This window comes from Streptomyces sp. CNH189 (assembly GCF_000527195.1).
In genome coordinates this window covers 1-26207 of sequence record NZ_AZUS01000014.1, presented here as the reverse complement: position 1 = coordinate 26207, position 26207 = coordinate 1, and the positions used below count along the sequence as shown (strand labels likewise).

The following is a 26207-nucleotide window of genomic DNA, read 5'->3' as shown; positions in this document are numbered from 1 at the left end:
CGACAGTGTCGCACAGGGTGGTGCGTGCCCCCAACGGGATTCGAACCCGTGCTACCGCCTTGAAAGGGCGGCGTCCTAGGCCGCTAGACGATGAGGGCTATCGGCCCGCCTGGCGCTTCTCAGCGCGTCGGGGACGTGAGAAGCATATGGGATGGCGGGATGGTTCGCCAAAACGGTTTAGGGGCGGGGTCGTGACGGCGTGGCGGAGGGGGCCGACGGGGTGCTTCCCGAGGGGGTGCCGGAGGGGGAGCCGGACGGGCTTGTGGAGGGCGACGGGGAGGTGCCCGCGCCCGGCTGGTTCTCCTCGGGGAGGTGCCGGCTGACCTCCGCCGTGGTCAGGCCGAGACCCCCGAGTTCGATCGAGTCCCACGCCTGGAGGCGCCGGGTGTCCCGGTCGAAGTAGAGGATCGACGTCTCGATCGGGTCGGGGTACTTGCCCTCGATCGCGCGCAGCCCGCTGCCGCCGGTGGACCCCTCGACCCGCAGCCGGGTGCCGTACCGCATGACCTCGGACTCCTCGCGGTGGATGTGCCCGGAGAGCACCAGCGGCACGGTGCCGTCGACCTCCCGCGCCGCCGAGGGCTCGTGGATGACGGCGACGTCCACGGGGGTGCCCGCCCTGCGCTGGTCCCGCATCGAGGAGGCGAGGCGGGCGCCCGCCAGCTCCTGGGACTGCTCGGCGCCGGTCCGCTGGGTGCGGTCGGGGGTGAACTGGGGATCGCCCGTGCCCGCGAAGCGCAGGCCCGCGACGGTCGTCGCCCGGCCGTCGTCGAGGACGTGCACGTTCTTCATGCGCTCCAGGTAGCGCTGGGTGACGAGCGAGTCGTGGTTGCCGCGCACCCAGACGTACGGGGCGCCGAGGTTTTCGACCGGGTCCAGGAAGCCGTTCTCGGCGGCCGTGCCGTGGTCCATCGTGTCGCCCGAGTCCACGATCACGTCCACCCGGTACTGCTCCACCAGCGAGGCGATGATCTTCCAGCTCGCGGGGTTGAGGTGGATGTCGGAGACGTGCAGGACGCGGATGGTGGTCGGGTCCGGCTGGTAGACGGGGAGCGTGGAGGTGGCGTCGTAGAGCTTGGTCACGTTGGTGACGAGGCGGGCCAACTCCTGCTGGTAGACGTCGAACTCGGTCACGATGCTGCGCGCGTCGCCGACCAGGGAGGGCGCCGAGGACAGCAGCCCGGAGAACTTCGGCTCCAGCACCGAGTCCGGGTTCCAGGTGGCGTACGCGGTGCCGCCGGACGCGGCCAGCAGGCCCAGGGCGAGTCCCCCCGCGGCGAGGGCGCGGCGCGGGCGGCGGTAGACGAGCAGCCCGAGTGTGGCGGCGCCGGTGACGACGGCGACGCAGGACCGCACGGCGAGGTCCGCGGTGCCGCGGGCGATGTCCTGCGTGACCTCGTCCTGCAGGCCCGAGAGGCGTTCCGGGTGGTCGACCAGGGCCCGGGAGCGCTCGGGGTCCAGCTGGTCGACGTTGACGTCCAGGCGTACCGGGGCGATGTGGCTGTCGAGCTGGAGCGCGCCCAGCGGCGAGATGTTGATCTTCGTGCCGCCGGTGAAGGACGGCCGCAGGGTCATGGTGGTGTTCATGGGGCCGACCGGCACCCGGACGTTGCCGACGACGAGCAGGCCGAGCCAGGCGCCGAGGAGGACCACAGCGACCAGCCCGAGGGCCCGCGCCCAGGGACGCGGCCGCGGGCCGAGGGCGGCGGCCGGTGCGGCCGGGGGACGGGTGGAGCGGCGACGGGTCAGGGCCTGCGGGAGCCGGGGGACGCGGTGGAACAGGTTCATGACGGCAGTCGGGACGCGGGCCATTGATCCCCTATGCCCGTACGGGCGGCCGGATATGCGGGCGTCGCCCGCCTCTCGTACGGACCGATCGTCCCCGACAATGGCATCGTGCTGGAGATGACGCGCGAGGAGTTCGAAGAGCTGGTCGCCGAGGCGCTGGACCGGATCCCGCCGGAGCTGACGCGGCTCATGGACAACGTCGCGGTGTTCGTGGAGGACGAGCCGCCGGCGGACGACCCGGAGCTGCTCGGGCTGTACGAGGGGACGCCGCTGACCGAGCGGGGCGAGTGGTACGCCGGGGTGCTGCCCGACCGGATCACCGTCTACCGGGGGCCGACGCTGCGGATGTGCGAGTCCCGGGAGGACGTGGTCGCCGAGACCGAGATCACGGTGGTGCACGAGATCGCGCACCACTTCGGGATCGACGACGCCCGGCTGCACGCGCTCGGCTACGGATAGGCCGTCCGCGTGTCTTCTTGCGGGTGGCGGGAGTTGGGGTTGTTGACCCTGTACTCCAACCGGAGGTGGCCCCGTGCGCCGCTTGTACGTACCCGTCCGCCTGGCCGCCACCGCCCTGGCCGTAGCCGCTGCCGCCGGATGCGTGAGCGTGGGTGACGACGGCGCCGGCGGGGAGGCCGGTCCGTCCCACTCCGCGGGCCGTCAGGGCGGTGAGGCCCCGGACGGCGCCGCCGCACGGTCGGGCGGCGGCGCCGGGTACGGGGCGGGGGCGGCCGACGGCGAGCGCGGGGGCGAGGGGAAGGGCAAGCGCGGGAAGGGCCGGAAGAAGGGTGAGGACGCCGAGCCGTCCCCGTCCGGCGAGCGGCCGTCCGCCGGGGCGAGCCGCAGCGCACCGGCCGGCGGCGGGCCCGGCGAGCCCGCGCGTCCCACCCCCGACGACCGGCCCGACCCGCCGGAGCCCACCCGGACACCGGACCCGCAGCCCTCCGCCACGCAGCCCGACCCGGGGCCCTCGCCCGAGCCGACCCAGGCCGAGCCGTCGTCGTCCGCCCACCAGCCGCCCGACACCCAGCTGGCACAGCGGGAGCCCGCCCCGAAAGCGGGCGCGCCGGCGTAACCTGGTCAGCGGCCCCGCCGCTCAGCGGCACCCCGCTCACCTGCCAGTTTGCATTCGAGGGGCCCGAGTGCGTATGGTGGCAGATCGTTTGATCCTATTTGCCCGGCGCCACTGCAGAGCGCGCCGTGTGGCGCGTACTCTCTCCCTTGCCGTGGTGGACCGCATTGAGGCGGTCGTAATTGCGAACTGCGAATCACGGAGTTGACGGGCGCGTGCCGAAGAGACTCCGGAAGGTTTCGCATTCGTATGCCCATCGCCAGTACTGATCACGTCGTCGTGCCCGAGAACACCGAGGACACCGACACCACCGCCGCCACCGAGGCGGCGGCCCCCGAACTCACCTTCGCCGACCTCGGCCTGCCCGAGGGCGTCGTGCGCAAGCTCGCGCAGAACGGCGTGACCAGCCCCTTCCCGATCCAGGCCGCGACCATCCCGGACGCCCTGGCCGGCAAGGACATCCTCGGCCGCGGCCGCACCGGCTCCGGCAAGACCCTCTCCTTCGGTCTGCCGGCGCTGGCGCAGCTCTCCGGCGGCCGCACCGAGAAGCACAAGCCGCGCGCCGTCATCCTGACGCCGACCCGCGAGCTGGCCATGCAGGTGGCCGACGCCCTCCAGCCCTACGGCGACGTCCTCGGCCTGAAGATGAAGGTCGTCTGCGGCGGCACCTCCATGGGCAACCAGATCTACGCCCTCGAGCGCGGCGTCGACGTCCTCGTCGCCACCCCCGGCCGCCTGCGCGACATCATCAACCGCGGCGCCTGCTCCCTGGAGAACGTGCAGATCGCGGTCCTCGACGAGGCCGACCAGATGTCCGACCTGGGCTTTCTGCCCGAGGTCACCGAGCTGCTCGACCAGGTCCCGGCCGGCGGCCAGCGCATGCTGTTCTCCGCCACCATGGAGAACGAGATCAAGACCCTGGTCGACCGGTACCTCAAGGACCCGGCCCTCCACGAGGTCGACGCGGCCCAGGGCGCGGTGACGACCATGTCGCACCACATCCTCGTCGTGAAGCCCAAGGACAAGGCGCCGGTCACCGCGGCCATCGCCTCCCGCAAGGGCCGCACCATCATCTTCGTCCGCACCCAGCTCGGCGCCGACCGCGTCGCCGAGCAGCTGCGGGACGCCGGAGCGAAGGCCGAGGCCCTGCACGGCGGCATGACCCAGGGCGCGCGCACCCGCACCCTGGCCGACTTCAAGGACGGCTACGTCAACGTCCTCGTCGCCACCGACGTCGCCGCCCGCGGCATCCACGTCGACGGCATCGACCTGGTCCTCAACGTGGACCCGGCCGGCGACCACAAGGACTACCTGCACCGCGCGGGCCGCACGGCGCGTGCCGGCCGCACCGGCACGGTCGTCTCCCTGTCCCTGCCGCACCAGCGGCGCCAGATCTTCCGGCTGATGGAGGACGCGGGCGTCGACGCCACGCGCCACATCATCCAGGGCGGCGCGGCCTTCGACCCGGAGGTCGCCGAGATCACCGGTGCCCGGTCCATGACCGAGGTGCAGGCCGAGTCGGCCGGCAACGCCGCCCAGCAGGCCGAGCGTGAGGTCGCCCAGCTCACCAAGGAGCTGGAGCGGGCCCAGCGCCGCGCCTCCGAGCTGCGCGAGGAGGCCGACCGCCTGCTGGCCCGTTCCGCCCGCGAGCGCGGCGAGGACCCCCAGGCCGCGGTGGCCGAGGCAGCCGTCGTGGCGTCCGCCGAGGCCGAGGTGACCCTCCCGGAGCAGCCGACCGCGCGGGACGTCGAGCGGACCGAGCGCACGGAGGCCGCGGCGCCGTACGAGCGGCGCGAGCGCCGTGACGAGCGGGACGACCGTGGTGGCTTCCGCCGTGACGACCGTGGTGACCGGGGCGGCGACCGTGGCGGTTTCCGTCGCGACGACCGTGGTGACCGTGGTGGGCGTTCCTTCGAGCGCCGTGACGGCGGCGACCGTGGTGGCTTCAACCGTGGTGACCGTGACCGCGGCGGCCGTTCCTTCGAGCGTCGCGACGACCGTGGTGGCTTCCGCCGTGACGACCGTGGTGACCGGGGCGGCGACCGCGGTGGCTTCCGCCGTGACGACCGCCGTGACGGCGACCGTGGTGGCTTCCGCCGTGACGACCGTGGTGACCGGGGCGGCGACCGTGGCGGTTTCCGTCGTGACGACCGTGGTGACCGTGGTGGGCGTACCTTCGAGCGCCGTGACGGCGGTGACCGTGGCGGGCGTTCCTTCGAGCGCCGCGAGGGCGGCGACCGTGGCGGCTTCCGCCGTGACGACCGGACCGGCCACCGGGGCAGCGACCGCCCGTTCAACCGCGACCGTCAGGGCGACCGCCCGGGCTTCCGCTCCAGCGGCCACGACCGCCCGAACGGCCGTCGTGACGACCACCGTGGTGGCGGCTCCTTCGGCCGCCGCGAGGACAAGCCGCGCTGGAAGCGCAACGGCTGACACCGCCTCACCCGACAAGCCCGAGGGCCCGCGCGACACTCCGTCGCGCGGGCCCTCGCGCATGTGTGGGGCATGTGTCCGCCACGCGCCTGCCCGATACCCGATCGGCTCCCCGGCCGCGTCCGGCTATGCTCGGGGAGGCAACATCGCCAGGGGCCCTTAGCTCAATTGGCAGAGCAGTGGACTTTTAATCCATTGGTTGTGGGTTCGAGTCCCACAGGGCCTACTCCCCGCGGGAGGGGGCGCACCCCCTCCGACGCGCGAGACGGCGCTCGTACCGGCCCGGCCGGTACGAGCGCCGTCGTCGTCGCGGGGGCGGTTCAGTGACGCGACGGGCGGCGGACGTCCTCCTCGCCCGGGCGCCGGTAGGGGTCGATGAGCTGCACGCCGATTCCGCTGGTCACGAGGCCCGCCGCGATGAGCAGTCCGTCGGGGACGACGATGCCCGCGACCAGCATGACCAGCCCGGCGACCAGCACCCACCAGGCGCCGGCGCGCCGGTACTCGCGCGGACGGGCCGGACGGCCGGCGGCGAGGGAACGGGCGAAACGGGGGTCCTCGTGTTCGAGTCGGGCCGCGAGGTCGACCAGACGGTCGTCGTCGGACTGGGGCACGGCTCCTCCTTCCCAGGGGGTGGCCGCCCGGTCACACCGCCGACGGCCGTCGCTCCGAGCACCGGGACATGCGCGAACCGCCGGCTTGCCGCGAACTCGGGCCGGTTTCAAGGAGTTTGCCCGTGCGCCGACGTCGTCACCCGCCCGGTACGGTGCCTCCACCCTCGCCCGGCGACATCCCCCGGGGCCATCCGTCGAGAGCCCCATCCTCATGGGGGGCCGGTACGCAGGAGACGCGGGGCACGGGTCGGCGGACGACCGGAAAATGGGGACTGCCACCGATGGCGCCGCCCCGGCGGGAGGCGGAGGCTGGACGGTGACGGCCCGCGCCGCGCCCCCGGTCGCGGGCCGTCGGGGCCTTGTGAGCACAACGACGGCGAGGAGGCGGAACCGGGTGCCTCTGTTCTGGCGCATCTTCCTGCTGAACGCCGTCGTGCTCATCGTCGCCACCGCCCTGTTGCTCGGACCCGTCACCGTGTCCACCCCGGTGCTGCTCACCGAGGCCGCGGTGCTGACCGTGGGGCTGGCCGCCATGCTCGTCGCCAACGCGCTGCTGCTGCGCGTCGGGCTCGCCCCGCTGCAGCGCCTCACCCGCGCCATGACCACCACCGACCTGCTGCGCCCGGGACACCGGCCGGCCGTCGGCGGGCGCGGCGAGATCGCCGAGCTGATCACCACGTACAACACGATGCTCGACCGGCTGGAGGACGAGCGGGCCACCAGCAGCGCCCGCGCGCTGTCCGCGCAGGAGGCGGAGCGCCGCCGCATCGCCCGCGAGCTGCACGACGAGGTCGGCCAGTCGCTGACCGCCGTGCTGCTCCAGCTCAAGCGGGCCGCCGACCACGCACCGGCCGGGCTCGGTGACGAACTGCGCCAGGTGCAGGAGACCACCCGGGACTCCCTGGAGGAGATCCGGCGGATCGCCCGCCGGCTGCGCCCCGGCGTGCTGGACGAGCTGGGGCTGGCCAGTGCCCTCAAGGCCCTCGCCACCGAGTTCGGCGGGCCGGGGCTGAGTGTGCAGCACTGCCTCGACCCCGACCTGCCGGAGCTGGACCGGGAGTCCGAGCTGGTGCTCTACCGGGTCGCCCAGGAGGGCCTCACCAACATCGTCCGGCACGCCGGTGCGCGCCGGGCCGAGGTGGCCCTGCGGCGCGCGCCCGGCGGTGTCGAGCTGCGCGTCCGTGACGACGGCCGGGGCATCGGCGGCGCGGACGAGGGCGCCGGCATCCGCGGGATGCGCGAGCGGGCCCTGCTCGTCGGCGCCGACCTGACCGTGGAGCCCGGGCACGGGGGCGGCACGGAGCTGCGGCTGGCCGTCCCCGTCCCCGCGCGTTTCCCCGCGCACGTCCCCGTTCCCGTACGGCCCGTGCGGGAGTCCGCCCCCTCGACAACCCCCGCCGTCCTGCGCCGGTCCGCGCCCGCGCACGCCCCGCCCCCGTGACCGATGTCCCTCGACCGGAAACGCTGAACCATGACCGACCCGTCCCCCACCCGCATCCTCCTCGCCGACGACCACGCGCTGGTCCGCCGGGGGGTTCGACTCATCCTGGACGGCGAACCGGATCTGACCGTGGTGGCGGAGGCCGCCGACGGTGCCGAAGCCCTCGAACTGGCCCGGGAGCACCGCCCCGACCTGGCCATCCTCGACATCGCCATGCCGCGCCTGACCGGTCTGCAGGCGGCCCGTGAGCTCTCCCGCACCCTGCCGGAGACCCGGATCCTCGTGCTGACCATGTACGACAACGAGCAGTTCTTCTTCGAGGCGCTGGCCGCCGGCGCCTCGGGCTACGTCCTGAAGTCGGTCGCCGACCGCGATCTCGTCGAGGCCTGCCGCGCCACGATGCGCGGCGAGCCCTTCCTCTATCCGGGGGCCGTGAACGCCCTCATCCACAACTACCTCGACCTCGCGCGGGAGGGCCGCTCCCTGCCCGCCAAGGCGATCACCGACCGCGAGGAGCAGATCCTCAAGCTCGTGGCCGAGGGCCACACCTCGCAGCAGATCGCGAGCATGCTGGTGATCAGCCCCAAGACGGTGGAGCGGCACCGCGCCAACCTGCTGGCCAAGCTCGGCCTCAGGGACCGCCTGGAACTGACCCGCTACGCCATCCGCGTGGGCCTGATCGAGCCCTGACCCGCGGCCCGTGGGCCCGGGCCGCGGTCGGCTCCCTGCCACACGGGTTGCCAGACTGGAGCCGGACCGCGCAGCGGTCCCGCCGCCGTCCCGCGCCAGGAGAGCCCGCCGATGCCGCATCCGTACGTCCTGCTGTCCGCCGCCGTCTCCCTCGACGGCTACCTGGACGACTCCGGCCCGGAGCGGCTGCTGCTGTCGAGCCCGGCCGACTTCGACCGGGTCGACGAGGTACGGGCGTCCGTGGACGCCATCCTGGTCGGCGCCGGCACGATCCGCGCCGACAACCCCCGCCTGCTGGTCAACTCGCCCGAGCGCCGGGCCGCCCGGGTCACGGACGGCCGCCCCGAGTACCCGACGAAGGTCACGGTGAGCGGTTCGGGCGACCTGGACCCGGCGGCCAACTTCTGGCACACCGGCGGCGAGAAGGTGCTTTACACCACCGACAAGGGCGCCGAGCGGGCCCACGCCCTGGGCATCGCCGCCGACGTCGTGCCGCTCGGCACGGAACTGGACTGGCGGCGGCTGCTGGAGCACCTGCACGACGCGCGGGGGGTGCGGCGGCTGATGGTGGAGGGCGGCGGTCGGATCCACACCCAGCTGATCACCCAGGGGCTCGCCGACGAGCTTCAGCTGGTCCTCGCCCCGCTGTTCGTCGGCGACCCGGACGCCCCCCGCCTGTTCGGTCCCGGCTCCTACCAGGGCGGGCGGCTGCGCCTGGTCGAGACCCGGCCCGTCGGCGACGTCGTCCTGACGCGCTACGAGCCCACCGCGCCCGGCACCGGCGCGCTGCCGTCCGCCGCCGACCGCCACTGGCTCGCCCNCNCCTGCGAGATGGCGGAGCGGTGCCCGCCCTCACGGACCGCGTTCAGCGTGGGCGCGGTCGTGGTCGCTGCCGACGGCACCGAGCTGGCGCGGGGGTTCTCCCGTGAGGGGGACGACCCCGTGGTGCACGCCGAGGAGGCCGCGCTCGCCAAGACCGACCCCCTGGACCCCCGGCTGGCCGGCGCGACCGTCTACTCCAGCCTGGAACCCTGCGCCCGCCGCGCGTCCCGGCCGGCGCCCTGCGCGCGGCTGATCCTGGACGCGGGGGTGCGGCGGGTGGTCACGGCCTGGCGGGAGCCGGACACGTTCGTGACGGACGCCGACGGCAGCGCGGTACTGGCCGACGGGGGCGCCACCGTGGTGGTGCTGCCGGAGTACGAGGAGCGGGCGAAGGCGCCGAACGGGCATCTCCTGGGCCGCTGATCGCGGCCCCTGCCCGAGGGGTGTGCGACCTGCCCCGATGATGCCGTACACTTGTGTTCAACGACGCGGGGTGGAGCAGCTCGGTAGCTCGCTGGGCTCATAACCCAGAGGTCGCAGGTTCAAATCCTGTCCCCGCTACTGAAGGCCGAGGGCCGGAATCCGAAAGGGTTCCGGCCCTCGGTGTTTCCCGGCCTCCGCCGCTCCCGCGTGCTGTTCCGTCATGTGTCACCGAACGTGATCGTGTGGCGTCTCACCGCGTAACATCTGACGAACCATCAGGTTCGGCCGGCCGTCTGAGGCGCGGTCAACTCGCCCGTTTTCGCCCGCTCGTGGCGCTTAAGTCCGGGCGGAAATCGTTAATGATCAAGAGGAACGGCTTGGAATCCGGCCCCCGGGTCTATTAACGTTCGATAACGCAGCGCGGTCGTCCCAGCCGTCACAGAAGTCGGCTCCGTGCGCACGCGCCGAATCCCGCAAGGGAACCGGGGAACCACCACCTTGGGGTGAATCACGCGGATACCGCCGTGGAGACACGGCTCGTATACGCGCGTAGGAGACCTTCCTGCTCCGAACCCGTCAGCTAACCCGGTAGGCGAGAAGGAAGGAAAGGAGCGCGCCCACGTGGCGTCCAACCCGCCTGCCCCCGAGGCCCCGTTCAAGCCGAGCGACACCTTCGCCTACGGCGCCGAAGAGGGTCCCTTCGAGGAGTGGAACCCCACCGCGGAGTCCGTTCGCCCGGTACGCGGCCGGCACCGCGTCGCCAAGCAGCGCGGGGGCGGAGTCGCCCGCAGCTCCACCGTCCTGGGCGTCGGCGTCATAGCCGCCGTCGGCGCCGGCGGCATGGCCAGCGCCCAGACCGGCAAGCCGCCCGTCTCCATCTCCATGCCCGACCTGCCCAACGTGGGTTCCCTCATCTCCGACGAGGAAACGCCCAAGGGCTCGGCCACCCCCCTCAGCAGCATCGGCATGACCGGCGCCGACACCGAGGAGGGTGCCGCCGACGCCGGTGAGGCGCTGCGCGCCCGCATCATGGCCCAGGTCGAGCAGCAGCAGGGCCAGGCCCAGAGCAAGGCCGAGGCCGCCGCCCTCGCCGCCGCCGAGAAGGAGGCCGCCGACGCGGCCGCCAAGGCGGAGAAGGAGGCCAAGGAGAAGGCCGAGGCGGCGAAGAAGAAGGCGGAGGAAGAGGCCGCGAAGAAGGCCGAGGCCGAGCGCCTCGCCGAGCTGGCCAAGCAGTACGCCCTGCCGACCTCCTCGTACACCATCACCTCGACCTTCGGTCAGGCCGGCGCCTACTGGTCCTCCGGCTACCACACCGGCCTCGACTTCGCCGCCCCCACGGGCACGCTGATCAAGGCCGTGCACACCGGCACGATCACCTCCGCGGGCTGGGACGGCTCCTACGGCTACAAGACCGTGCTCACCCTCGACGACGGCACCGAGATCTGGTACGCCCACCAGTCGTCGATCAACGTCAGCGTCGGCCAGAAGGTCAACACCGGCGACGTGATCGGCCGCGTCGGCGCCACCGGCAACGTCACCGGCGCCCACCTCCACCTCGAGGTCCACACCGGCGGCTCCTCCTCCGGCATCGACCCGGCGGCCTGGCTGGCGGGCAAGGGCCTCAGCATCTGATCCACCGGCGGCCGCGTCCAGGCCGTCCGCGCCGTGAACGCCGGCAGTCCCGACGACGACCCCCCGACGTCAGGGCTGCCGGTCACGCATGTCCGGGGCGCCGCCCGTGCGGTCAGCGGCGGTGGGGGTTCTCGCCGAACCCGGGATACGGCCCACCCCGGGGCGCCTGCCCGTACGGGGGCTGTCCGTACGGGGGCTGTCCGTACGGGAACGGCGCGTGCGAGGGCTGTCCGTATGGGGGCCGGCCGTGCGGGGCGGGCTGTCCGTAGGGGGCCCGTCCGTACATGCCGTGCGGTGCCTGGCCCGCCCACGCGGCGCCGTACGGAACGCGGGGCGCCGTGAGGCGGGCCGCGTGGTCCAGCGCCGGGCGGGCCGCTCCGCGCCGGTGCCACAGCTCCAGCAGCAGCTGCCGCTCCCGGGTCACGTAGTCCGCCCCGGCCTTCCCCGTCCGGCCCCGGTGCCGCAGGAACGCCAGCGAGGTCGCGTACGCCTCGTACTGGGCGACCGCGCGCGCCGCCGGCCTCCCGCCGTGCTCGCGCGCGTACCGCCGGGCGAGGCGACGGGCCCGCATCGAGCCGAGCGCGAACGGCTCCGCGGGTCTCAGCCAGCCCGCGATCGCGTACGCGGGCAGCTCCGTGCGCACGGTCCGCAGCTCCCGCTGCCGCGTCCACACCACCAGCCAGGTCAGCAGCCCGAACGCCGGCACCATGAACGCCCCGTACACCGCGATGAAGCCGAACTGGCCGAGCGTCGCGGAGCCGTTCCACAGCGCGTGCATGCCCATCGCGAGGAGCAGCCCGGCGAGCGGCAGCAGCACCCGGCGCACCCGCTGCCGGTCCGTGGCCAGCGCGGCGGCGCCGAACCCGATGCCGGTGAGCACGGTGAACAGGGGATGCGCGAACGGCGACATGACGATACGGACGAAGAAGGTCGCCGCGGTGACCGAGGCGATGCCGCTGCCGCCGGTGAGCTGGTCGGTGCCGAAGGCGTTGCCGAGGTAGAGGACGTTCTCCGTGAACGCGAAGCCGGTCGCGGTGACCCCGGCCACCACCACGCCGTCGAGGATCCCGGTGAAGTCGCGTCTGCGGAAGAGGAAGAGCAGCAGGACCGCCGCGGCCTTCGCGGACTCCTCCACGACCGGCGCTATGACCGTCGCGCCCAGGGTGTCGGCGCCGGCCGGGTCGGCGGTCGTCGTCGCGATCCACCGGGTGGCGAAACTGTTCGCCACGATGGCTATGAGCGCCGCCGCGCACGCTCCCCAGGCGAAGGCGAACAGCAGGTTCCGCCACGGGGCCGGCTCCACCCGGCCCAGCCAGCGGAACGCGGCCAGGAGCAGCGGCACCGGCAGCACGGCCAGCCCCAGCCCGACCAGGAAGCCCCGCGTACCCGTCTGCTCCCGCACCAGCGCCAGGATCACCAGCCCGGACAGGGCAAGCAAGGTGACCAGCGCCGCGTAGCGCACCGCGGGACGCTGCCACCAGTGCGGGTGCCGCGGGCCGGGACGGGGCGCTGCGCCGTGGTGCGGCGGGTACGGGGGGCTGCTGGCCACGGGATCGACCCTAACGAGGGAGGGGCAGGGCGGCGTGCCGGCTCGGGGCCTCGGGGGCGCGGGGTCTCAGCGGCGGTCCCCGTCCCGGTCGTCGTGCGGTACGCGGCGGAAGAGCAGGTCGTTCACCACATGCCCCTTGTCCAGGCCCTGACGCTCGAAACGGGTGAGCGGCCGGAACTCCGGACGCGGCGCGAAACCGCCGTCCGCCCGGGTGTTCTCGAAGGCGGGGTGCGCCGTGAGCACCTCCAGCATCTGCTTCGCGTACGGCTCCCAGTCGGTGGCGCAGTGCAGCACGGCCCCCGGGGCGAGGCGGGTCGCGGCGAGGGTGAGGAACTCGGGCTGGATCAGCCGCCGCTTGTGGTGCCGCTTCTTCGGCCAGGGGTCGGGGAAGTAGACGCGCAGCCCGCTCAGCGCGTCCGGCGTGAGCATCTCGCGCAGCAGGATGATCGCGTCCCCGTTCGCCACGCGTACGTTGCTCAGTCCGCGCTCCTCGGCGAGGTGCAGCAGATGGCCCTGGCCGGGGGTGTGGACGTCCACGGCGAGGACGTTGGTCCCCGGGTCGGCGGCGGCCATCCGCGCGGTCGCCTCGCCCATGCCGAAGCCGATCTCCAGGACGACGGGGTGGTCGTTCCCGAACAGCTCGGCCAGGTCCAGGCGGCGGCTGCCGTCGATGTCGAGCCCCCACACCGGCCACAGCCGCTGCAGGGCGTCCGCCTGGCCGGCGGTGACCCGGCTGCGGCGCGGCTGGAAGGAGCGGATCCGCCGCTCGAAGTGCGACCCGGCGGGGTCGGCCTTCGGGCCGTCGGGGAAGCGCGGCTCCCCCTTCGCGCGGGCGCGGCGGGCCGGCTCGCCGGCCGGCATCTCGGCGTGCGGTGCTTCGGGGGTGCTCATCACGGATTCAGACACAGTGCCCTCGATTTTACGGGGACGGTGCGAACGGCGGCCCGGGTCTCATCGCTCGCTCGCGGCGAGGCCGTCCAGCGCCCGGCGGGCGATCTCGCGGCCGATCGGCAGCGAGGCCGTCGCGGCGGGCGAGGGGGCGTTCAGCACGTGCACCGCGCGGGGGGCCTCCCGGATCAGGAAGTCGTCGACCAGCGTGCCGTCCCGCAGCACCGCCTGCGCCCGCACCCCGGCCGCCGTCGGCACCAGGTCCTCGTCCCGCACGGCGGGCAGCAGCCGGCGCACCGCCCGGGCGAAGGCGGGCCTGGACAGCGAGCGGTGCAGCTCGCCGGTGCCGTACCGCCAGTGGCGGCGGGCCAGCTGCCAGGAGCCCGGCCAGCCCAGCGTGGCGCCCAGTTCGCGCGGACGCACCGTCCGCCAGTCGTAGCCCTCGCGGGCCAGGGCCGGGACCGCGTTGGGTCCGACGTGCACCCCGCCGTCCGTGCCGCGGGTGAGGTGGACGCCGAGGAAGGGGAACGCCGGGTCGGGCACCGGGTAGACCAGGCCCCGCACCAGGCCGGGGCGGGCCAGCTCGTAGTACTCGCCGCGGAAGGGCACGATGCGGGCGTTGGGCTCGTCGCCGGTGAGCAGGGCGATCCGGTCGCAGTGCAGTCCCGCGCAGTTCACCAGCATCCGGGCGCGCACGATGTCGCCGGCCGCCGTCAGGACGGCCACGCCCCGGTCGGGGCGCCGGTCCACGCGGACCACCTCGGCGCCGTACCGCAGGTCGGCGCCGGACGCCTCCGCCAGCCGGCGGGCGACCGTGCCGTAGTCGCAGATGCCGGTGGTGCCGACGTGGATCGCGGCGAGGCCCTCGACCTCCGGTTCGTACTCCGCGATCTGCGCGCCGCACAGCTCGCGCACCGCGAGGCCGTTCTCCCGGCCGCGCTGCACCAGGGCGTGCAGCCGGGGCAGCTCCTCGCGGGCCGTGGCGACGATCAGCTTGCCCGTCACCGCGTGCGGGATGTCGTACTCGGAGCAGAACTTCACCATCTCCGCCGCGCCCCGCACCGCGTACCGCGCCTTCAGCGAGCCGGGGCGGTAGTAGATGCCGCTGTGGATCACCCCGCTGTTGCGGCCCGTCTGGTGCCGGGCCGGGCCGGGCTCCTTCTCCAGCACCGTCACCCGGGTCCCGGGGGCCGCCCGCCCGAGGGCATACGCCGTCGACAGGCCGACGATCCCGCCGCCGATCACCACCACGTCACAGTCGTACGACCCCGCCACCACCTGTGCCACCTCCCGCGTCGATAGTGCACTGCGCCACTGACAACGGCTTCAAACCAGGGGGAGGCCCGGGCCGGGCGGTCCCGCCGTGGCCGGCGGAGGGGTCAGGCCGTCGTCATCAGCAGCGGGCGGGCGCGCTCGCGCAGCTCGACCACGCGCGGCTCGTCGCCGTAGGGCTCCAGCCGGTGCAGCAGGTCCCTGACGTACTCCGTGGTGCGGGCGGAGGAGATGCGGCCCGCCACCTCCACGGCCCGCACGCCCTGCTCGCAGGCCGCGTCCAGGTTGCCGGACTCCAGTTCGGCGACCGCGGAGACCACCAGGCGCAGGCCGTGCGAGCGCACGAACTCCTCGGTCGGCTTCGACAGCGCCTGCTCGGTGAAGCGGCGGACCTGGCGGGGCGCCTTCAGGTCGCGGTAGCACTCCGCGGCGTCGGCGGCGAAACGGTCGTAGGAGTAGAAGCCGAGCCAGGTCGGGTCGCTGTCGCCGGGGCGGGACCGCTCCAGCCAGCTCTCCGCCGCCTTCAGCGCGGCACCGGCCGCGTGGGCGTCACCGGCGCGTGCGTGCGCGCGTGCCTCCACCAGTCGGAAGAAGCTCAGGGTGCGGGCGGTGGCCAGGCCCCGGTTGCGCTCCAGTGCCGCCTGGGCGAGGTCCACGCCCTCGTCGCCGAAGCCGCGGTAGGTCGCCTGCAGCGACATCGAGGCGAGGACGTAGCCGCCGAGCGGCACGTCGGCCGCCGCGCGGGCCAGCCGCAGGGCCTGGATGTAGTAGCGCTGGGCCGCCTCCTGCTGACCGGTGTCGAAGGCCATCCAGCCCGCGAGGCGGGTGAGTTCGGCCGCCGCGCCGAAGAGGGAGCGGCCCACGTCGTCGGAGTAGGAGCCGAGCAGCAGCGGGGCCGCCTCGACCCTGAGGCACTCGGGCACCATCGACGAACGCCAGTCGCCGCCGCCGTACTTGGAGTCCCAGCGCCGGGCGTCCTCCGCGGCCTCACGCAGTTTCCGTACGTCGCTGTGGCCGACTTTGAGCGGTGCGCCGGAGCCGTCGGACGGGCTCACCTCGCGCGCCACCGAGCTGTCGGCCGGGGTTATCAGCCACCGTGACGCGGGGGTCGCGTACGCGCTCACCGCGAACGACCCGGCCAGGGACTGCCAGATGCCGCCGGAGCCGGCGCGGCGGCCCGCGAGGTCCAGCCGGTACAGCTCCGTCGCGCTGCGCACGGCCTGGCCGACGTCACGGGGGAAGGCGAGGCCCACCTCGGGCGCGGGATCGGCGTCCGCCAGCCCGATCTCGTGCAGCGGCACGGGGCGGCCCAGCTTCTGGCCGATGGCGGCGGCGATCAGGTGCGGGGCGGCACCCTGGGGCACCATTCCCTTCGACACCCAGCGCGCCACCGACGTCTTGTCGTAGCGAAGCGTCAGTCCTCGCTGTGCGCCAAGGTCGTTGACGCGCCGCGCGAGGCCGGCGTTCGAGATTCCCGCGAGGGCGAGAACGGCGCCGAGTTTTTCGTTCGGCCCGCGTTGCTCCCTGGACATGCGCCACCCCTCGACACAGACGGCTGCCGCACTGGCATAACCACGCGGCATTCGTAAACCCAGCGTAGTTCGCCGCATCCCAAGCGTTAAGGGGCATTCTTCCGGATGGCGGGATTGTGGTCCGTACTGAAGTACGGGTCCGATACGCGCAGTTGCGGCGTGCTCCCGGTGTGTGGCCGTGCGCCCGTCCGTGCGCTCTTCTCCGGCCATCACGGGAGCGGTTCCATGGTCCGTGCGTGGGTCGGCCCGCTGTACTGGATCCAGTGGGCTGGGGGAACACCGCCGCCTACATCCCCGCGGGCGGCGGAACGGTCCGGGAGACGTGCTCCGTCTCCCGGACCGTGCGCCCCGCGGTGGTGCGCAGAGCCTGCACGGAGCGTGTTCGAGTGTGATCTCACCGCTTCGAAATGGCCGAAAATCGATGCCACTCTTCTCGGCGTATCCCCCCTTCTACCCAGGTAGTTGAGGGCGCGTTGGTGGCTTTGGGGGCGCGCTGCGGGGGCGCATTCGCGTCGAAGTGGCCTGGTGGGCGGCGGGCACACCGATGACGATCTCCGTGTCCCGTGCGGGTGTTCGGGTGGGTGCGGCGCCAACTCCCGCCGGTGGTGCGTGTATCCGCCGGGGCGCATTCGGCGGAGCACACACCGCTCCGGCGGCGTTACCGAGCGCCTCCTTCATGGCAGCATGGGGAACCGGTTCGTAGGGTGCACTGGTTGTCCACAGCTTGTGGAGGCGGCGATGCGGTGGTTGGTGGGATGGAGCAGCACCGCCGCGGCGGCCGGGGGCCACGGCCCCGTCGGCTCCGCCGGTGCCACCGGCGTCGACGGCGAGACCGTGCAGCCGGTGGGCTCCCATCTGCTGTGGGGCGACCCCGACCCCCTGTGGGCGGTCGGCGACTGGCGCCCCGACGAGGTACGGGTGGTCGCGTCCGACGAGCAGACCCGCATCGCCGTCCTGGGCACCTGCGGGGCCTCCGACGAACAGCTGCGCGTCGCCCTCTTCGCCGCCCGGGGCGGGGCGCTGCGGCACCTCACCGCCTGGCCGGGCAGCTACACGGCCGTCGTCCAGGTCGGCCGCCGGGTCACCGTGTGCGGCGACCTCGCCGGCGCCCGGCCCGTCTTCTACACCCCCTGGGCGGGCGGCACCGCGTACGCCACCGCCGCCCTGCCGCTCGCCGACCTCGTCGAGGCCAACCTCGACTTCGGGCACCTCGCCGCGCTGCTCGCGGCGCCCGACGTGCCCGCCGCGCTGCAGGACTCCACCCCGTACGACGGCGTGAAACGCGTTCCGCCGGGGCACGCGCTGATCCTGCGCGCCGGTGCCCGTGAGGTCGCCGGGTACGAACCCGTCGCCTCGCTGGCCGTCGCCGCCCCGACCGCCGACCCCGATCGCGCGGTGGACGCCGTCCGGGACGCGCTGGTGGAGGCCGTACGGGCCCGGCTGGCCGCTCCCCGGCACGTCCCCGGGGCCGACATAGACCCCGGTCCGGTACCCGGGATGGGGCCGGCGGAACGGCGCGCGGCCCGGGGCACGCCGGTCGCGGGGATCGGCGCCGATCTGTCCGGCGGTCCGGCCTCGGGGGCGCTCGCCCTGCTGGCCGCCGGGCTCCCCGGGATGCCGGGAACCGTCCTGGGGCACGGCACCGGCGCGGGGGAGCGGCTGCTGGCCGTCACCTTCAACGACCTCGCGGCCGGTGACGCCGGGGGGCGGGACGAGGGAGAACTGGAGCGGGCCGGTGCGCTGGCCGCCAACCCGCGGCTGCACCACGTGGTGGTCGCGGGCGGTGAGTCGACGCTTCCGTACGTCGAGCTGGACGGGCCGCTGACCGACGAGCCGGGGCCGTCCCTGGTCGCCGCCGCGCGGCACCGGGCGCGGCTCGCGGCGGGCAGCGCGGACCACTTCACCGGGTACGGCGCCAAGCAGGTGCTCGACGCGCACCCGGCGCGCCTGGCCGACCTGCTGCTGGACCGCAAGCGGCGGCACCTGGTGCGGCCGGTCGCCGCCCTCGCCAAGGCCGACGGGTCCGTGATGGTGCCGGCGCGCGTCTACGCCGCGGCGCGACGGCTGGCGCGGACGCCGTACCGGACGGGGCTGGAGTCCCTCGCGGAGCGGCTGCTGCGGCGGAAGCTGGACGACGACGGGCCGGGGGGCGCCGCGGACGCCTCCCTGGCCGCCCTGACCTGGGGGAGACCCGGGCCCGCGGCGCGGTGGCTGACCGGTGAGGCGCTGGCTGAAGTATCGGTTCGCCTCCAGGCGTCGACCTGGCGGTCCGAGGTCGGGCCGGGGCAGCGGCCCGGGGACTTCCGGGCGCGGGCGGCGCTGGCGCGGTACGCGGCGGACGTACGCGTGCTGGAGCAGGCGGCGGAGATCCGGTCGCAGCGGCTGCACACGCCGTTCCTCGACAACCAGGTGGTGCGGGCGGCCCGCGCCCTGCCGGAGGCGCTGCGGGTGCAGCCGGGGGCCCGGGCGTCGATCCTGCGGTCGGTGCTGGAGGGTGCCGGGGTGCGGGATCTGCCGGCGGGGTGGGGAACGCCGGGGGCCGCCACGTCGGCGGTCGCGGCGCGGACGGGGCTGCGGGTGGCGGCGGGGTCGCTGATCTCGCTGTTCGACACGCCGTTGTTGGCGGAGGCGGGGCTGGTGGAGGCGCGGGTGGTGCGCAAGGCGTTGCGGGGGGCGGCGGAGGGGGAGGTGCTGCCGCTGGACGGGCTGGCGGATCTGGTGGCGCTGGAGGTGTGGCTGCGGAGGCTGCTGGCGCGGAGGGGGACGTGCTGGACGGGGACGCCGGCGCGGCAGCGGGCGGTGCCGGGGGGGATCGCGCCGCAGCGGGGGGCGCTGGGGGCGGGGGCGGCGGGGTCGCGCTGAGGCTTCGGGGCTGCGGGGGCGGTGCGGGGTTCTGTGCGGTGGGGTTGCGGCTTCACGCCTGCGGCGCAGGGTTGCGGTGCGGTGGGGGCTGGTGCAGCGCCCAGGGGTGGTGGGTGGTGCGGGGCCGCGGTGGGGGTGGTCGTCCTCGGTCCGGCGCGATGAAGCGTGCCTGTGGGGTGTGGGGGTGGGCGCCAGCCGCTGCGGGCGCCCACCCCCACCCCGTCCCCTCCCCGCTATACGCGGCCACTTCAACGCCGTGGCGCGCGCTCATCGCAACCCGTCAGCGCCGGGCTGCGCGAACACCCCCCCGGCCCGCACCCGCGCCGGGTGGTATGTGGGTACCGGTGTGTGCGGCGTACGTACGCAGGCCGGCGCCCGGGTGGGAGCGTGGGCCCCCGCCGGGTGCCGGCCTGGGTGGCGGAAAGTGACCGTAGGTCAGGAGGGGCGGCTGCGGAGGCCCTCCAGGAGGATGTCCAGCAACCGCGCCGAGGCCGCCGCCTGCTGCGCCGCATCCGGCAACGAAGGTGCCGACGTGGCGATCACCAGCAGCACGTCCGACACGGATACGTCCGCCCGCAGCTCACCCGCCGCCCGCGCCCGGTCCACCAGCTGACCGACGACGTCGAGCAGCTCCGCCGCCCCCGCGTCGTCCTCCGCCCGCTCCTCCGGCACCAGCCGCAGCTCCCCCGCCGGCTGCGTCCGCTGCTGCGGCAGCCGCGCGTGGTCCGGCAGACCCCGCTCCTCCGCCACACCGACCCGCAGCACCTGCGGCGGCAGCAGCCGCCCCGCGCCGGAGGCGACCGACGTGCGCAGGAAGCGGGACAGCGCCGACCACGGCTCGTCCTCCTGGCCCAGCGCCGCACGCGCCTGCTCGGTCAGCCGGGAGGTCTCCTCCTCGGCGATCCGCCGTACCAGCACGTCCTTGCTCGGGAACCGCCGGTACACGGTGCCCACACCGACCCGGGCCCGGCGGGCCACGTCCTCCATGGGCGCGCCGTAGCCCAGCTCGCCGAAGACCTCACGCGCGGCGCGCAGCACGTGCTCCAGGTTCCGCTGGGCGTCCACGCGCAGCGGTGTGGTGCGTCCGCCGCCCGGGCGTCCGCCCGAGGCCGCGCTCATCGTGGCGCCGGCGGCGACAGCGGACGACCAATGAGAGTCCTGAACATGCATGTGTATTCCCCCGGTAATGACGTCTCCCCCCGGAGACTCTCCCCGCCATTGACGACCGGGGCGTGTGGAACGGGACCGGCCTGTCGGTCCCGCCCGTCGCGGACCCGATGAGCACATCCCCCTGCACCCCGTCGACACACGAACATAGTTGAGCGGGAGTCAATTCAGAAGGGGCACGTTCCGCACGGAGCGCCCCTCGATCGGAGCACGAGTCGTATACGTCCTGAATGTTCCCCCGAATGGGTGGCGATCATCCGGTGTGACCTGCGGAAATCGGGTGTGGGTCGGTAAATCGGCCAACCACGGCCGGTGAAGTCCTCCGGTCACACAATTCGTCGAGGCTGTGGACAAACGGAAGCGACGGGTGCGTCATGGGATGGTGAAGGAACGTGCGCGCATTCTCGTTGTCGGCGGCGGCTACGTCGGGATGTACACGGCCCTGCGTCTGCAACGAAGGCTGAAACGGGAGCTCGCGAGAGGCGACGCCGAGATCACGGTCGTCACCCCGGATCCGTACATGACGTATCAGCCCTTCCTTCCCGAAGCGGCCGCCGGTGCCATTTCCCCTCGCCATGTCGTCGTACCGCTGCGTCGTGTCCTCGACCGGTGCCGTGTCGTCATCGGGGAGGCCACCGCCGTCGACCACGGCGTGCGCACGGCCACCGTGCGCACGCCGGCCACCGACGAGGAAGGCACGGACGGGCAGCGGATCGAGTACGACGAACTGGTCCTCGCCCCCGGCTCCGTGGCCCGCACCCTGCCGATCCCGGGCCTCGCCGATCACGCCATCGGCTTCAAGACCGTCGAGGAGGCCATCGGCCTGCGCAACCACGTGCTGGAGCAGATGGACATCGCCTCCTCCACGCGCGACCCCGCCGTCCGGGACGCCGCGCTGACGTTCGTCTTCGTCGGCGGCGGCTACGCGGGCGTGGAGGCGCTCGGCGAGCTGGAGGACATGGCCCGGTACGCCGCGCGGTACTACCACAACCTCCGCCCCGAGGACATGAAGTGGATCCTCGTGGAGGCGTCCGGCCGGATCCTGCCCGAGGTGGGCGAGGAGATGGGCCGCTACACGGTCACCGAACTGCGGCGGCGCAACATCGACGTACGTCTGGAGACGCGCCTGGAGTCCTGCGCCGACCGGGTGGCCGTACTGAGCGACGGATCGCGTTTTCCGACGCGGACGGTCGTGTGGACGGCCGGGGTGAAGCCGCATCCGGTGCTGGCGGCCACCGACCTGCCGCTGAACGAGCGGGGCCGGCTGCGCTGCACCGCCGAACTGGCCGTCGAGGGCGCCGCCCACGCCTGGGCCGCCGGTGACGCCGCCGCCGTGCCCGACGTCACCGCGGGGGAGAAAGGGCGGGAGTGCGCCCCCAACGCGCAGCACGCCCTCCGCCAGGCCCGGGTGCTCGGTGACAACGTCGTCCACGCCCTGCGCGGCGAACCTCTGAAGACGTACGCCCACAAGTACGCCGGCTCCGTCGCCTCCCTGGGGCTGCACAAGGGGGTCGCCCAGGTCTACGGGCGCAAGCTGAAGGGTTATCCCGCCTGGCTGATGCACCGGACCTATCACCTCAGCCGGGTGCCGACCTTCAACCGGAAGGCGCGCGTGGCCGCGGAGTGGACGCTCGCGGGGCTCTTCAAACGGGAGATCGTCTCGCTCGGTTCACTCGAACATCCTCGGGCGGAGTTCGAACTGGCGGCCGGTGGAAAGCCTTCCCAGGACCCACCGCACGACCCGAAGGGGTCGTCCTGACCGGACCCAGGAACTCTCGCGGCCGGACCGGCGTCTAGCGGATGTCGGCCCGGCCGGACCCTGCCAGACTGGGCCACCACCGCGGGGCGGGACGGCCCGCCCCCGGTGCGGCCCCCGGGCCCCGGCCGGTCCCGGTATCCGGCCGCCGACAACTACACGAGGCAAGGATTCGTGAACTTCACGCGCTGGAGCGCCCGGCTCCCCGGAACGCAGCGCCGCGCCGCAGCGCGGACCGAGCAGACGGTTTCCCCGGACCGGCGGGGAGAGGGCTCCGTGCCCGCGGCCCGCGCCGAACAGCTCACCGACGAGGAGCGCCCCGCGCCCGCGGTGGACGAACTGGCAGTGCGCGAGGTCCTGGACCGCGTCCCCTACCTCGTCGCCCTGGTGCGCGGCCCGGAGCACCGCATCGCCTACGTCAACGACGCCTACACGGCCGCCTTCGGCGTCCGCCCGCTCGGCGCGCCCGCCCGGGAAGCGCTCCCGGAGCTCGACGAGCTGGGTCTGCTGCCCCTCCTCGACCAGGTCCTGCGCAGCGGCAAACCCCGCACGGTGAAGTCGCGCAAGGCCCCCGACGGCCGCTCCTACACGTTCACCTGCACCCCGGCCGGCGAGGGCGACGGCCGCGGGGTGCTGATCTTCGCCACCGATGTCACCGACCACGCCGAGGCCGCCGAGAGGCTGCGCGCCAGCGAGCGCAGACAGCGCGAGACCGCCGTCACCCTCCAGCGCTCCCTCCTCCCGCAGGAGCTCGAGGAGCCCGACGACCTGCGCATCGCGGCCACCTACCACCCCGGCGGCACCGAGGCGGCCGTCGGCGGCGACTGGTACGACGTGATCACCCTCGGCGGCGGCCGTACCGCCCTGGTCATCGGCGACGTGATGGGCCGGGGCGTGCGGGCCGCCGCCGTCATGGGGCAGCTGCGCACGGCCGTGCGGGCCTACGCGCGCCTCGACCTCCCGCCGCACGAGGTGCTGCAGCTGCTCGACGGCCTCGCCATGGAGATCGACGCCAACCAGATCGCCACCTGTGTGTACGCCATCCACGACCCCAACGAGGGACGCCTGGTGTACGCCTCCGCGGGCCACCTCCCCATCCTGGTCCGGGACGAGAACGGCACCGTGCGGCGCGCCGACGAACCGACCGGCCCCCCGCTCGGCACCGGCGGCTGGATGCATTCCTCGGGGTCTGTGCCGCTCGGCCCGGGCTCGACCGCCGTCCTCTACACCGACGGACTCGTCGAGCGCCGCAACGAGGACCTCGACGAGGGCATCGCCGCTCTGGAGCGCGCCCTGGCCGGAGCCACCGGCAGCCCTCAGGTCGTCTGCGACCGCCTGGTCCGCTCGGCCGGCGTCACCCCGGACCACGACGACGACGTCGCCGTCCTGGTCCTGCAGCATCCCGCGCGTACGGGATCGGAGAGCGAGCTGTTCCGCAACGCCGCGCTCGAACTGCTGGGCGGGGTCGAGGCGGCACCCCGCGCGCGTGCCTTCGCGTCGGGCGTGCTGACCAGCTGGCGTTTCCCCGCCGAACTGCACGACCTGGGCGTGCTGGCGACCAGCGAACTGGTCGCCAACTCCCTCCAGCACGGCACACCCCCGATGCGGCTGCGGCTGCGCCGCACCGACCGCCGCCTGATCATCGAGGTCACCGACGGCGACGACCACCTGCCGAGGCGCCGTCGCGCGGAGCCCGGCGACGAGGCCGGCCGGGGCATCGCCATCGTCGCGACGATCGCCTCCACCTGGGGCAGCCGACGCACGCCGGGTGGCGGCAAGGCGGTCTGGTGCGAGTTCCTGCTGCCCAAGCCCGCCGACGTCGCCGTGTGACAGGTGGGGGCGCGGTCAGGCGCGCGCCGGTGCCTGCTCCGCGCCGCCCTGCGCCACCACCCGGCTGCGCGCCATCGACGGATGGTCCTGCACCTCGGTGAGCTGCCGCCCCAGCCGCACGGCCAGCACGGTGATGCCCAGCGAGAACAACAGGAAGACCACGATGTACGGCGCGTGCAGCGAGGCGCCCAGCGGACCGCCCACGGCCGGTCCCACGGCCAGCGCGAGCTGCTTCACCAGCGCGAAGGCCGAGTTGTACTGACCGGCCATGCCGGCCGGCGCGAGATCGGCGACCAGCGGCGCCAGCGTCGGCGAGAGCATCGCCTCCCCGAGCCCGAAGAGCGCGTACGTCGAGACGAACGCGGCGGTCGCCATCGTCTGGCTCCCGTGGCCCAGGCCCGCGTACCCGGCCACGGCCCACGCCACGGCCCAGATGAGACCGACCGATGCGATCACCCGCGACCGCTTGCGCCGCTCCACGAAGCGCAGCACAGCGAACTGCGCGACGACGATCACCAGCGTGTTCGCCGCCAGCGCCGTCCCCAGCGCGGACGTGGAGATCCCGGCGGCCTCGACGCCGTAGGCGCTCAGGCCCGACTCGAACTGGCCGTAGCAGGCGAAGAACAGCACGAAGCCCAGCACGCACAACTGCACCATCGCCCGGTTGCCCAGCAGCTGCTTCCAGCTGCTGCCGCCCGACTGCGCGGGAGCGCCGTCGATCCTCGGCGAGCGCGGCAACCGCACCGTCGCCATCACCACGACGAGCAGCAGGAACATCGCCGCTTCGAGGGAGAAGAGGAGGGTGAAGGAGCCCGCTTTGCTCGGGTCGACCAGGTGACCGCCGATGAGACCGCCGACGCCGAGCCCGAGGTTCTGCAGGAAGAACTGCATGGCGAACGCCCGAGACCGGGTCTCCGGACCGGAGCACTCCACGATCATCGTCGCGAGCGCCGGCTGCATGACCGCCTGTCCGGCACCGAGCGCCGCCGCCGACAGCAGCACGGTCGCCGCGCTGCCCGACAGCCCGAGGCTCAGCGCCCCGATCGCGGCGGTGACCAAGGCGGCGAGCAGCACCGGAAGGGGGCCACGCCGGACGATGGCCCGCCCGGCCAGCGGCAGCACGATCAGCGCGGCCACGGCGAAGACGGCGAGGACGAGCCCCGCCGTCACCGGCCCCAGCCCGCGCACCTGCGCCACGTAGACGTACAGGTACGGGACCGTGAAGCCCAGCCCGAATGCGCTGAGTGCGTTGCCCACGTGGATCCGGCGCATCGCTGCGCCCATCGCCCTGGTCACGTTCACCTCTCTCACACGTTAGGAGTGAAGACTTAGAAGCTAAAGTTCGAAGCTAAAGAGTACATAGAGAAGGACTTCAAGGCAAAGAAGGGTCGTGCCATACTGCGGGGCATGGGCGACACCCCCGGCGTGGAAGAGCCGACACTCGAAGAGCAGATCGCCGCCTACCAGCGCGAGTTCCAGGACCTCGACCCCCAGGTCGAGAAGATCGTCAACGCGCTGTCCCGGCTGAACCGCCGCATGAACGTCGCCTACGGCCGCCAGACCGCCGAGCTCGGCATCACCAACGCCGACTGGGAGGTCCTCAAGGCCCTCGTCCTCTCCGGCGCCCCCTACCGCATGGGCCCCAGCGACCTGGCCAAGCGCCTGGGTCTGACGCCGGCCGCCATGACCCACCGCATCGACCGCATGGTCACGGAAGGTCTGGTCACCCGGGAGCGGGACGAGAACAACCGGGTGCGTGTCATCGTGGAGCTTCTCCCGGCCGGCCGGGAGAAGTGGCAGGAGGCCATGCGGATGGCCACCGTCTTCGAGGCGGACCTCCTGCAGGACCTCGACCAGGACGAACGGGCGACCCTCGGCGACGTCCTCACCCGCCTCCTGCGTCGGGTGGAGGACGCCCAGCCGGACGCCGGCGGACGCCTCACCGACCTGGACTGACCGGGGCCCGACCCCGGCCGAAAGATCTTGGGCGTGGGTACTTGACGCGCCCCCACCCGATCCGTAAGGTTCTTCGGGTTGCCACGGGGCCGTAACGGTTCCCCGGCAGCACTTCCGCCGCGACAGCGGCACCACACCTCAGCACGACCTCCCCGCGGGATCGATATCGGCATGTCCGAATTCAATTTCGCACTCCCGATTTGGGGAACACGGAGAGAGTCCGCTAAGGTTTGAGACGTCGGAACGGCCCAAGGGCCGGGAAGACAAGCCCCGCTGACTGGGGGTCAGAGCGAGAAACTGGATCTGATAAAGTCGGAACCGCCGGAAAGGGAAAGCGCGAAAGCGCCGGCCTGGAAAGCACCGAGGAAATCGGATCGAAAAGATCTGATAGAGTCGGAAACGCAAGACCGAAGGGAAGCGCCCGGAGGAAAGCCCGAGAGGGTGAGTACAAAGGAAGCGTCCGTTCCTTGAGAACTCAAC

General features: G+C 73.4%; 19 protein-coding genes, 3 tRNA genes and 1 riboswitch. Of the genes, 13 read left to right on the top strand and 9 right to left on the bottom strand.

Annotated elements, in window-relative coordinates:
* Positions 1 to 25 precede the first annotated feature (25 nt).
* Together B100_RS0119525 and B100_RS0119520 are read right to left on the bottom strand one after the other, a co-directional pair.
* A tRNA-Glu gene (locus B100_RS0119525) sits at positions 26 to 98 on the bottom strand.
* Positions 99 to 177: 79 nt separating this feature from the next.
* The gene (locus B100_RS0119520; RefSeq protein ID WP_024886120.1) at positions 178 to 1812 is read right to left on the bottom strand and encodes a metallophosphoesterase; all 1635 of its coding nucleotides are present in this window, start codon (positions 1810 to 1812) and stop codon (positions 178 to 180) included.
* A gap of 84 nt (positions 1813 to 1896) precedes the next feature.
* On the opposite strand from B100_RS0119520, the gene B100_RS0119515 reads away from it, so the two are divergent.
* The 4 genes from B100_RS0119515 to B100_RS0119500 all read left to right on the top strand — a co-directional run bounded on the left by B100_RS0119515 (position 1897) and on the right by B100_RS0119500 (position 5519).
* Positions 1897 to 2247 (top strand): metallopeptidase family protein, encoded by a 351-nt coding sequence (locus tag B100_RS0119515; RefSeq protein ID WP_024886119.1) that lies wholly within the window; start codon positions 1897 to 1899, stop codon positions 2245 to 2247.
* Between the two features lie 73 nt (positions 2248 to 2320).
* Entirely contained in the window at positions 2321 to 2863 is a 543-nt protein-coding gene (locus B100_RS0119510; protein ID WP_024886118.1) for a hypothetical protein, read from the top strand.
* Positions 2864 to 3109: 246 nt separating this feature from the next.
* A complete protein-coding gene (locus tag B100_RS0119505) occupies positions 3110 to 5293 on the top strand; it encodes a DEAD/DEAH box helicase (RefSeq protein ID WP_024886117.1) in 2184 nt (727 codons plus the stop codon).
* Between the two features lie 153 nt (positions 5294 to 5446).
* Positions 5447 to 5519 (top strand) — tRNA-Lys (locus B100_RS0119500).
* Between the two features lie 94 nt (positions 5520 to 5613).
* Here B100_RS0119500 and B100_RS34025 read toward each other — a convergent pair.
* On the bottom strand, positions 5614 to 5907 hold the full coding sequence (locus B100_RS34025) for a DUF3040 domain-containing protein (protein ID WP_051490021.1): 294 nt from the start codon (positions 5905 to 5907) through the stop codon (positions 5614 to 5616).
* A 394-nt stretch (positions 5908 to 6301) separates the two neighbouring features.
* Here B100_RS34025 and B100_RS0119490 point away from each other — a divergent pair, with 394 nt between their 5' ends.
* The 5 genes from B100_RS0119490 to B100_RS0119470 all read left to right on the top strand — a co-directional run bounded on the left by B100_RS0119490 (position 6302) and on the right by B100_RS0119470 (position 10915).
* Positions 6302 to 7348: a HAMP domain-containing sensor histidine kinase gene (locus B100_RS0119490; protein WP_024886116.1), complete on the top strand. Its 1047-nt coding sequence runs from the start codon at positions 6302 to 6304 to the stop codon at positions 7346 to 7348.
* 30 nt (positions 7349 to 7378) lie between these two features.
* Positions 7379 to 8038 carry a response regulator transcription factor gene (locus tag B100_RS0119485; protein ID WP_024886115.1) on the top strand — a complete coding sequence of 220 codons (660 nt, stop codon included), beginning with the start codon at positions 7379 to 7381 and terminating at the stop codon, positions 8036 to 8038.
* A 111-nt stretch (positions 8039 to 8149) separates the two neighbouring features.
* A complete protein-coding gene (locus B100_RS0119480) occupies positions 8150 to 9283 on the top strand; it encodes a dihydrofolate reductase family protein (RefSeq protein ID WP_024886114.1) in 1134 nt (377 codons plus the stop codon).
* 64 nt (positions 9284 to 9347) lie between these two features.
* Positions 9348 to 9421 (top strand) — tRNA-Met (locus B100_RS0119475).
* A 314-nt stretch (positions 9422 to 9735) separates the two neighbouring features.
* Positions 9736 to 9893, top strand: a riboswitch (cyclic di-AMP (ydaO/yuaA leader).
* Positions 9894 to 9904: 11 nt separating this feature from the next.
* On the top strand, positions 9905 to 10915 hold the full coding sequence (locus B100_RS0119470) for a M23 family metallopeptidase (protein WP_024886113.1): 1011 nt from the start codon (positions 9905 to 9907) through the stop codon (positions 10913 to 10915).
* Positions 10916 to 11027: 112 nt separating this feature from the next.
* Here the strand turns inward: B100_RS0119470 and B100_RS0119465 are convergent, their stop codons facing one another.
* From B100_RS0119465 to B100_RS0119450, 4 genes are all read right to left on the bottom strand, one after another.
* On the bottom strand, positions 11028 to 12464 hold the full coding sequence (locus B100_RS0119465) for a PrsW family glutamic-type intramembrane protease (protein WP_024886112.1): 1437 nt from the start codon (positions 12462 to 12464) through the stop codon (positions 11028 to 11030).
* Positions 12465 to 12530: 66 nt separating this feature from the next.
* Positions 12531 to 13355, bottom strand: coding sequence for a tRNA (guanosine(46)-N7)-methyltransferase TrmB (trmB, locus tag B100_RS0119460; RefSeq protein ID WP_024886111.1), 825 nt, complete (start codon positions 13353 to 13355; stop codon positions 12531 to 12533).
* 60 nt (positions 13356 to 13415) lie between these two features.
* Positions 13416 to 14639 carry an L-2-hydroxyglutarate oxidase gene (lhgO, locus tag B100_RS0119455; protein ID WP_024886110.1) on the bottom strand — a complete coding sequence of 408 codons (1224 nt, stop codon included), beginning with the start codon at positions 14637 to 14639 and terminating at the stop codon, positions 13416 to 13418.
* 92 nt (positions 14640 to 14731) lie between these two features.
* Positions 14732 to 16156 (bottom strand): NsdA family TPR-like regulatory protein, encoded by a 1425-nt coding sequence (locus tag B100_RS0119450; RefSeq protein WP_024886109.1) that lies wholly within the window; start codon positions 16154 to 16156, stop codon positions 14732 to 14734.
* Positions 16157 to 16894: 738 nt separating this feature from the next.
* On the opposite strand from B100_RS0119450, the gene B100_RS0119445 reads away from it, so the two are divergent.
* Positions 16895 to 19018 carry an asparagine synthase-related protein gene (locus tag B100_RS0119445; protein WP_024886108.1) on the top strand — a complete coding sequence of 708 codons (2124 nt, stop codon included), beginning with the start codon at positions 16895 to 16897 and terminating at the stop codon, positions 19016 to 19018.
* Positions 19019 to 19453: 435 nt separating this feature from the next.
* Here the strand turns inward: B100_RS0119445 and B100_RS0119440 are convergent, their stop codons facing one another.
* A complete protein-coding gene (locus B100_RS0119440; protein WP_024886107.1) occupies positions 19454 to 20188 on the bottom strand; it encodes a TetR/AcrR family transcriptional regulator in 735 nt (244 codons plus the stop codon).
* Between the two features lie 376 nt (positions 20189 to 20564).
* Between B100_RS0119440 and B100_RS0119435 the strand changes: the two genes are divergently transcribed.
* Together B100_RS0119435 and B100_RS0119430 are read left to right on the top strand one after the other, a co-directional pair.
* A complete protein-coding gene (locus tag B100_RS0119435) occupies positions 20565 to 21944 on the top strand; it encodes an NAD(P)/FAD-dependent oxidoreductase (RefSeq protein WP_024886106.1) in 1380 nt (459 codons plus the stop codon).
* A 171-nt stretch (positions 21945 to 22115) separates the two neighbouring features.
* A complete protein-coding gene (locus tag B100_RS0119430) occupies positions 22116 to 23771 on the top strand; it encodes a SpoIIE family protein phosphatase (RefSeq protein ID WP_024886105.1) in 1656 nt (551 codons plus the stop codon).
* Positions 23772 to 23786: 15 nt separating this feature from the next.
* On the opposite strand, the gene B100_RS0119425 is transcribed toward B100_RS0119430, so the two are convergent.
* Positions 23787 to 25055, bottom strand: a complete 1269-nt coding sequence (locus tag B100_RS0119425) for an MFS transporter (protein WP_024886104.1) — start codon at positions 25053 to 25055, stop codon at positions 23787 to 23789.
* A gap of 123 nt (positions 25056 to 25178) precedes the next feature.
* On the opposite strand from B100_RS0119425, the gene B100_RS0119420 reads away from it, so the two are divergent.
* The gene (locus B100_RS0119420; RefSeq protein ID WP_024886103.1) at positions 25179 to 25727 is read left to right on the top strand and encodes a MarR family transcriptional regulator; all 549 of its coding nucleotides are present in this window, start codon (positions 25179 to 25181) and stop codon (positions 25725 to 25727) included.
* The last annotated feature ends 480 nt before the right edge of the window (positions 25728 to 26207 follow it).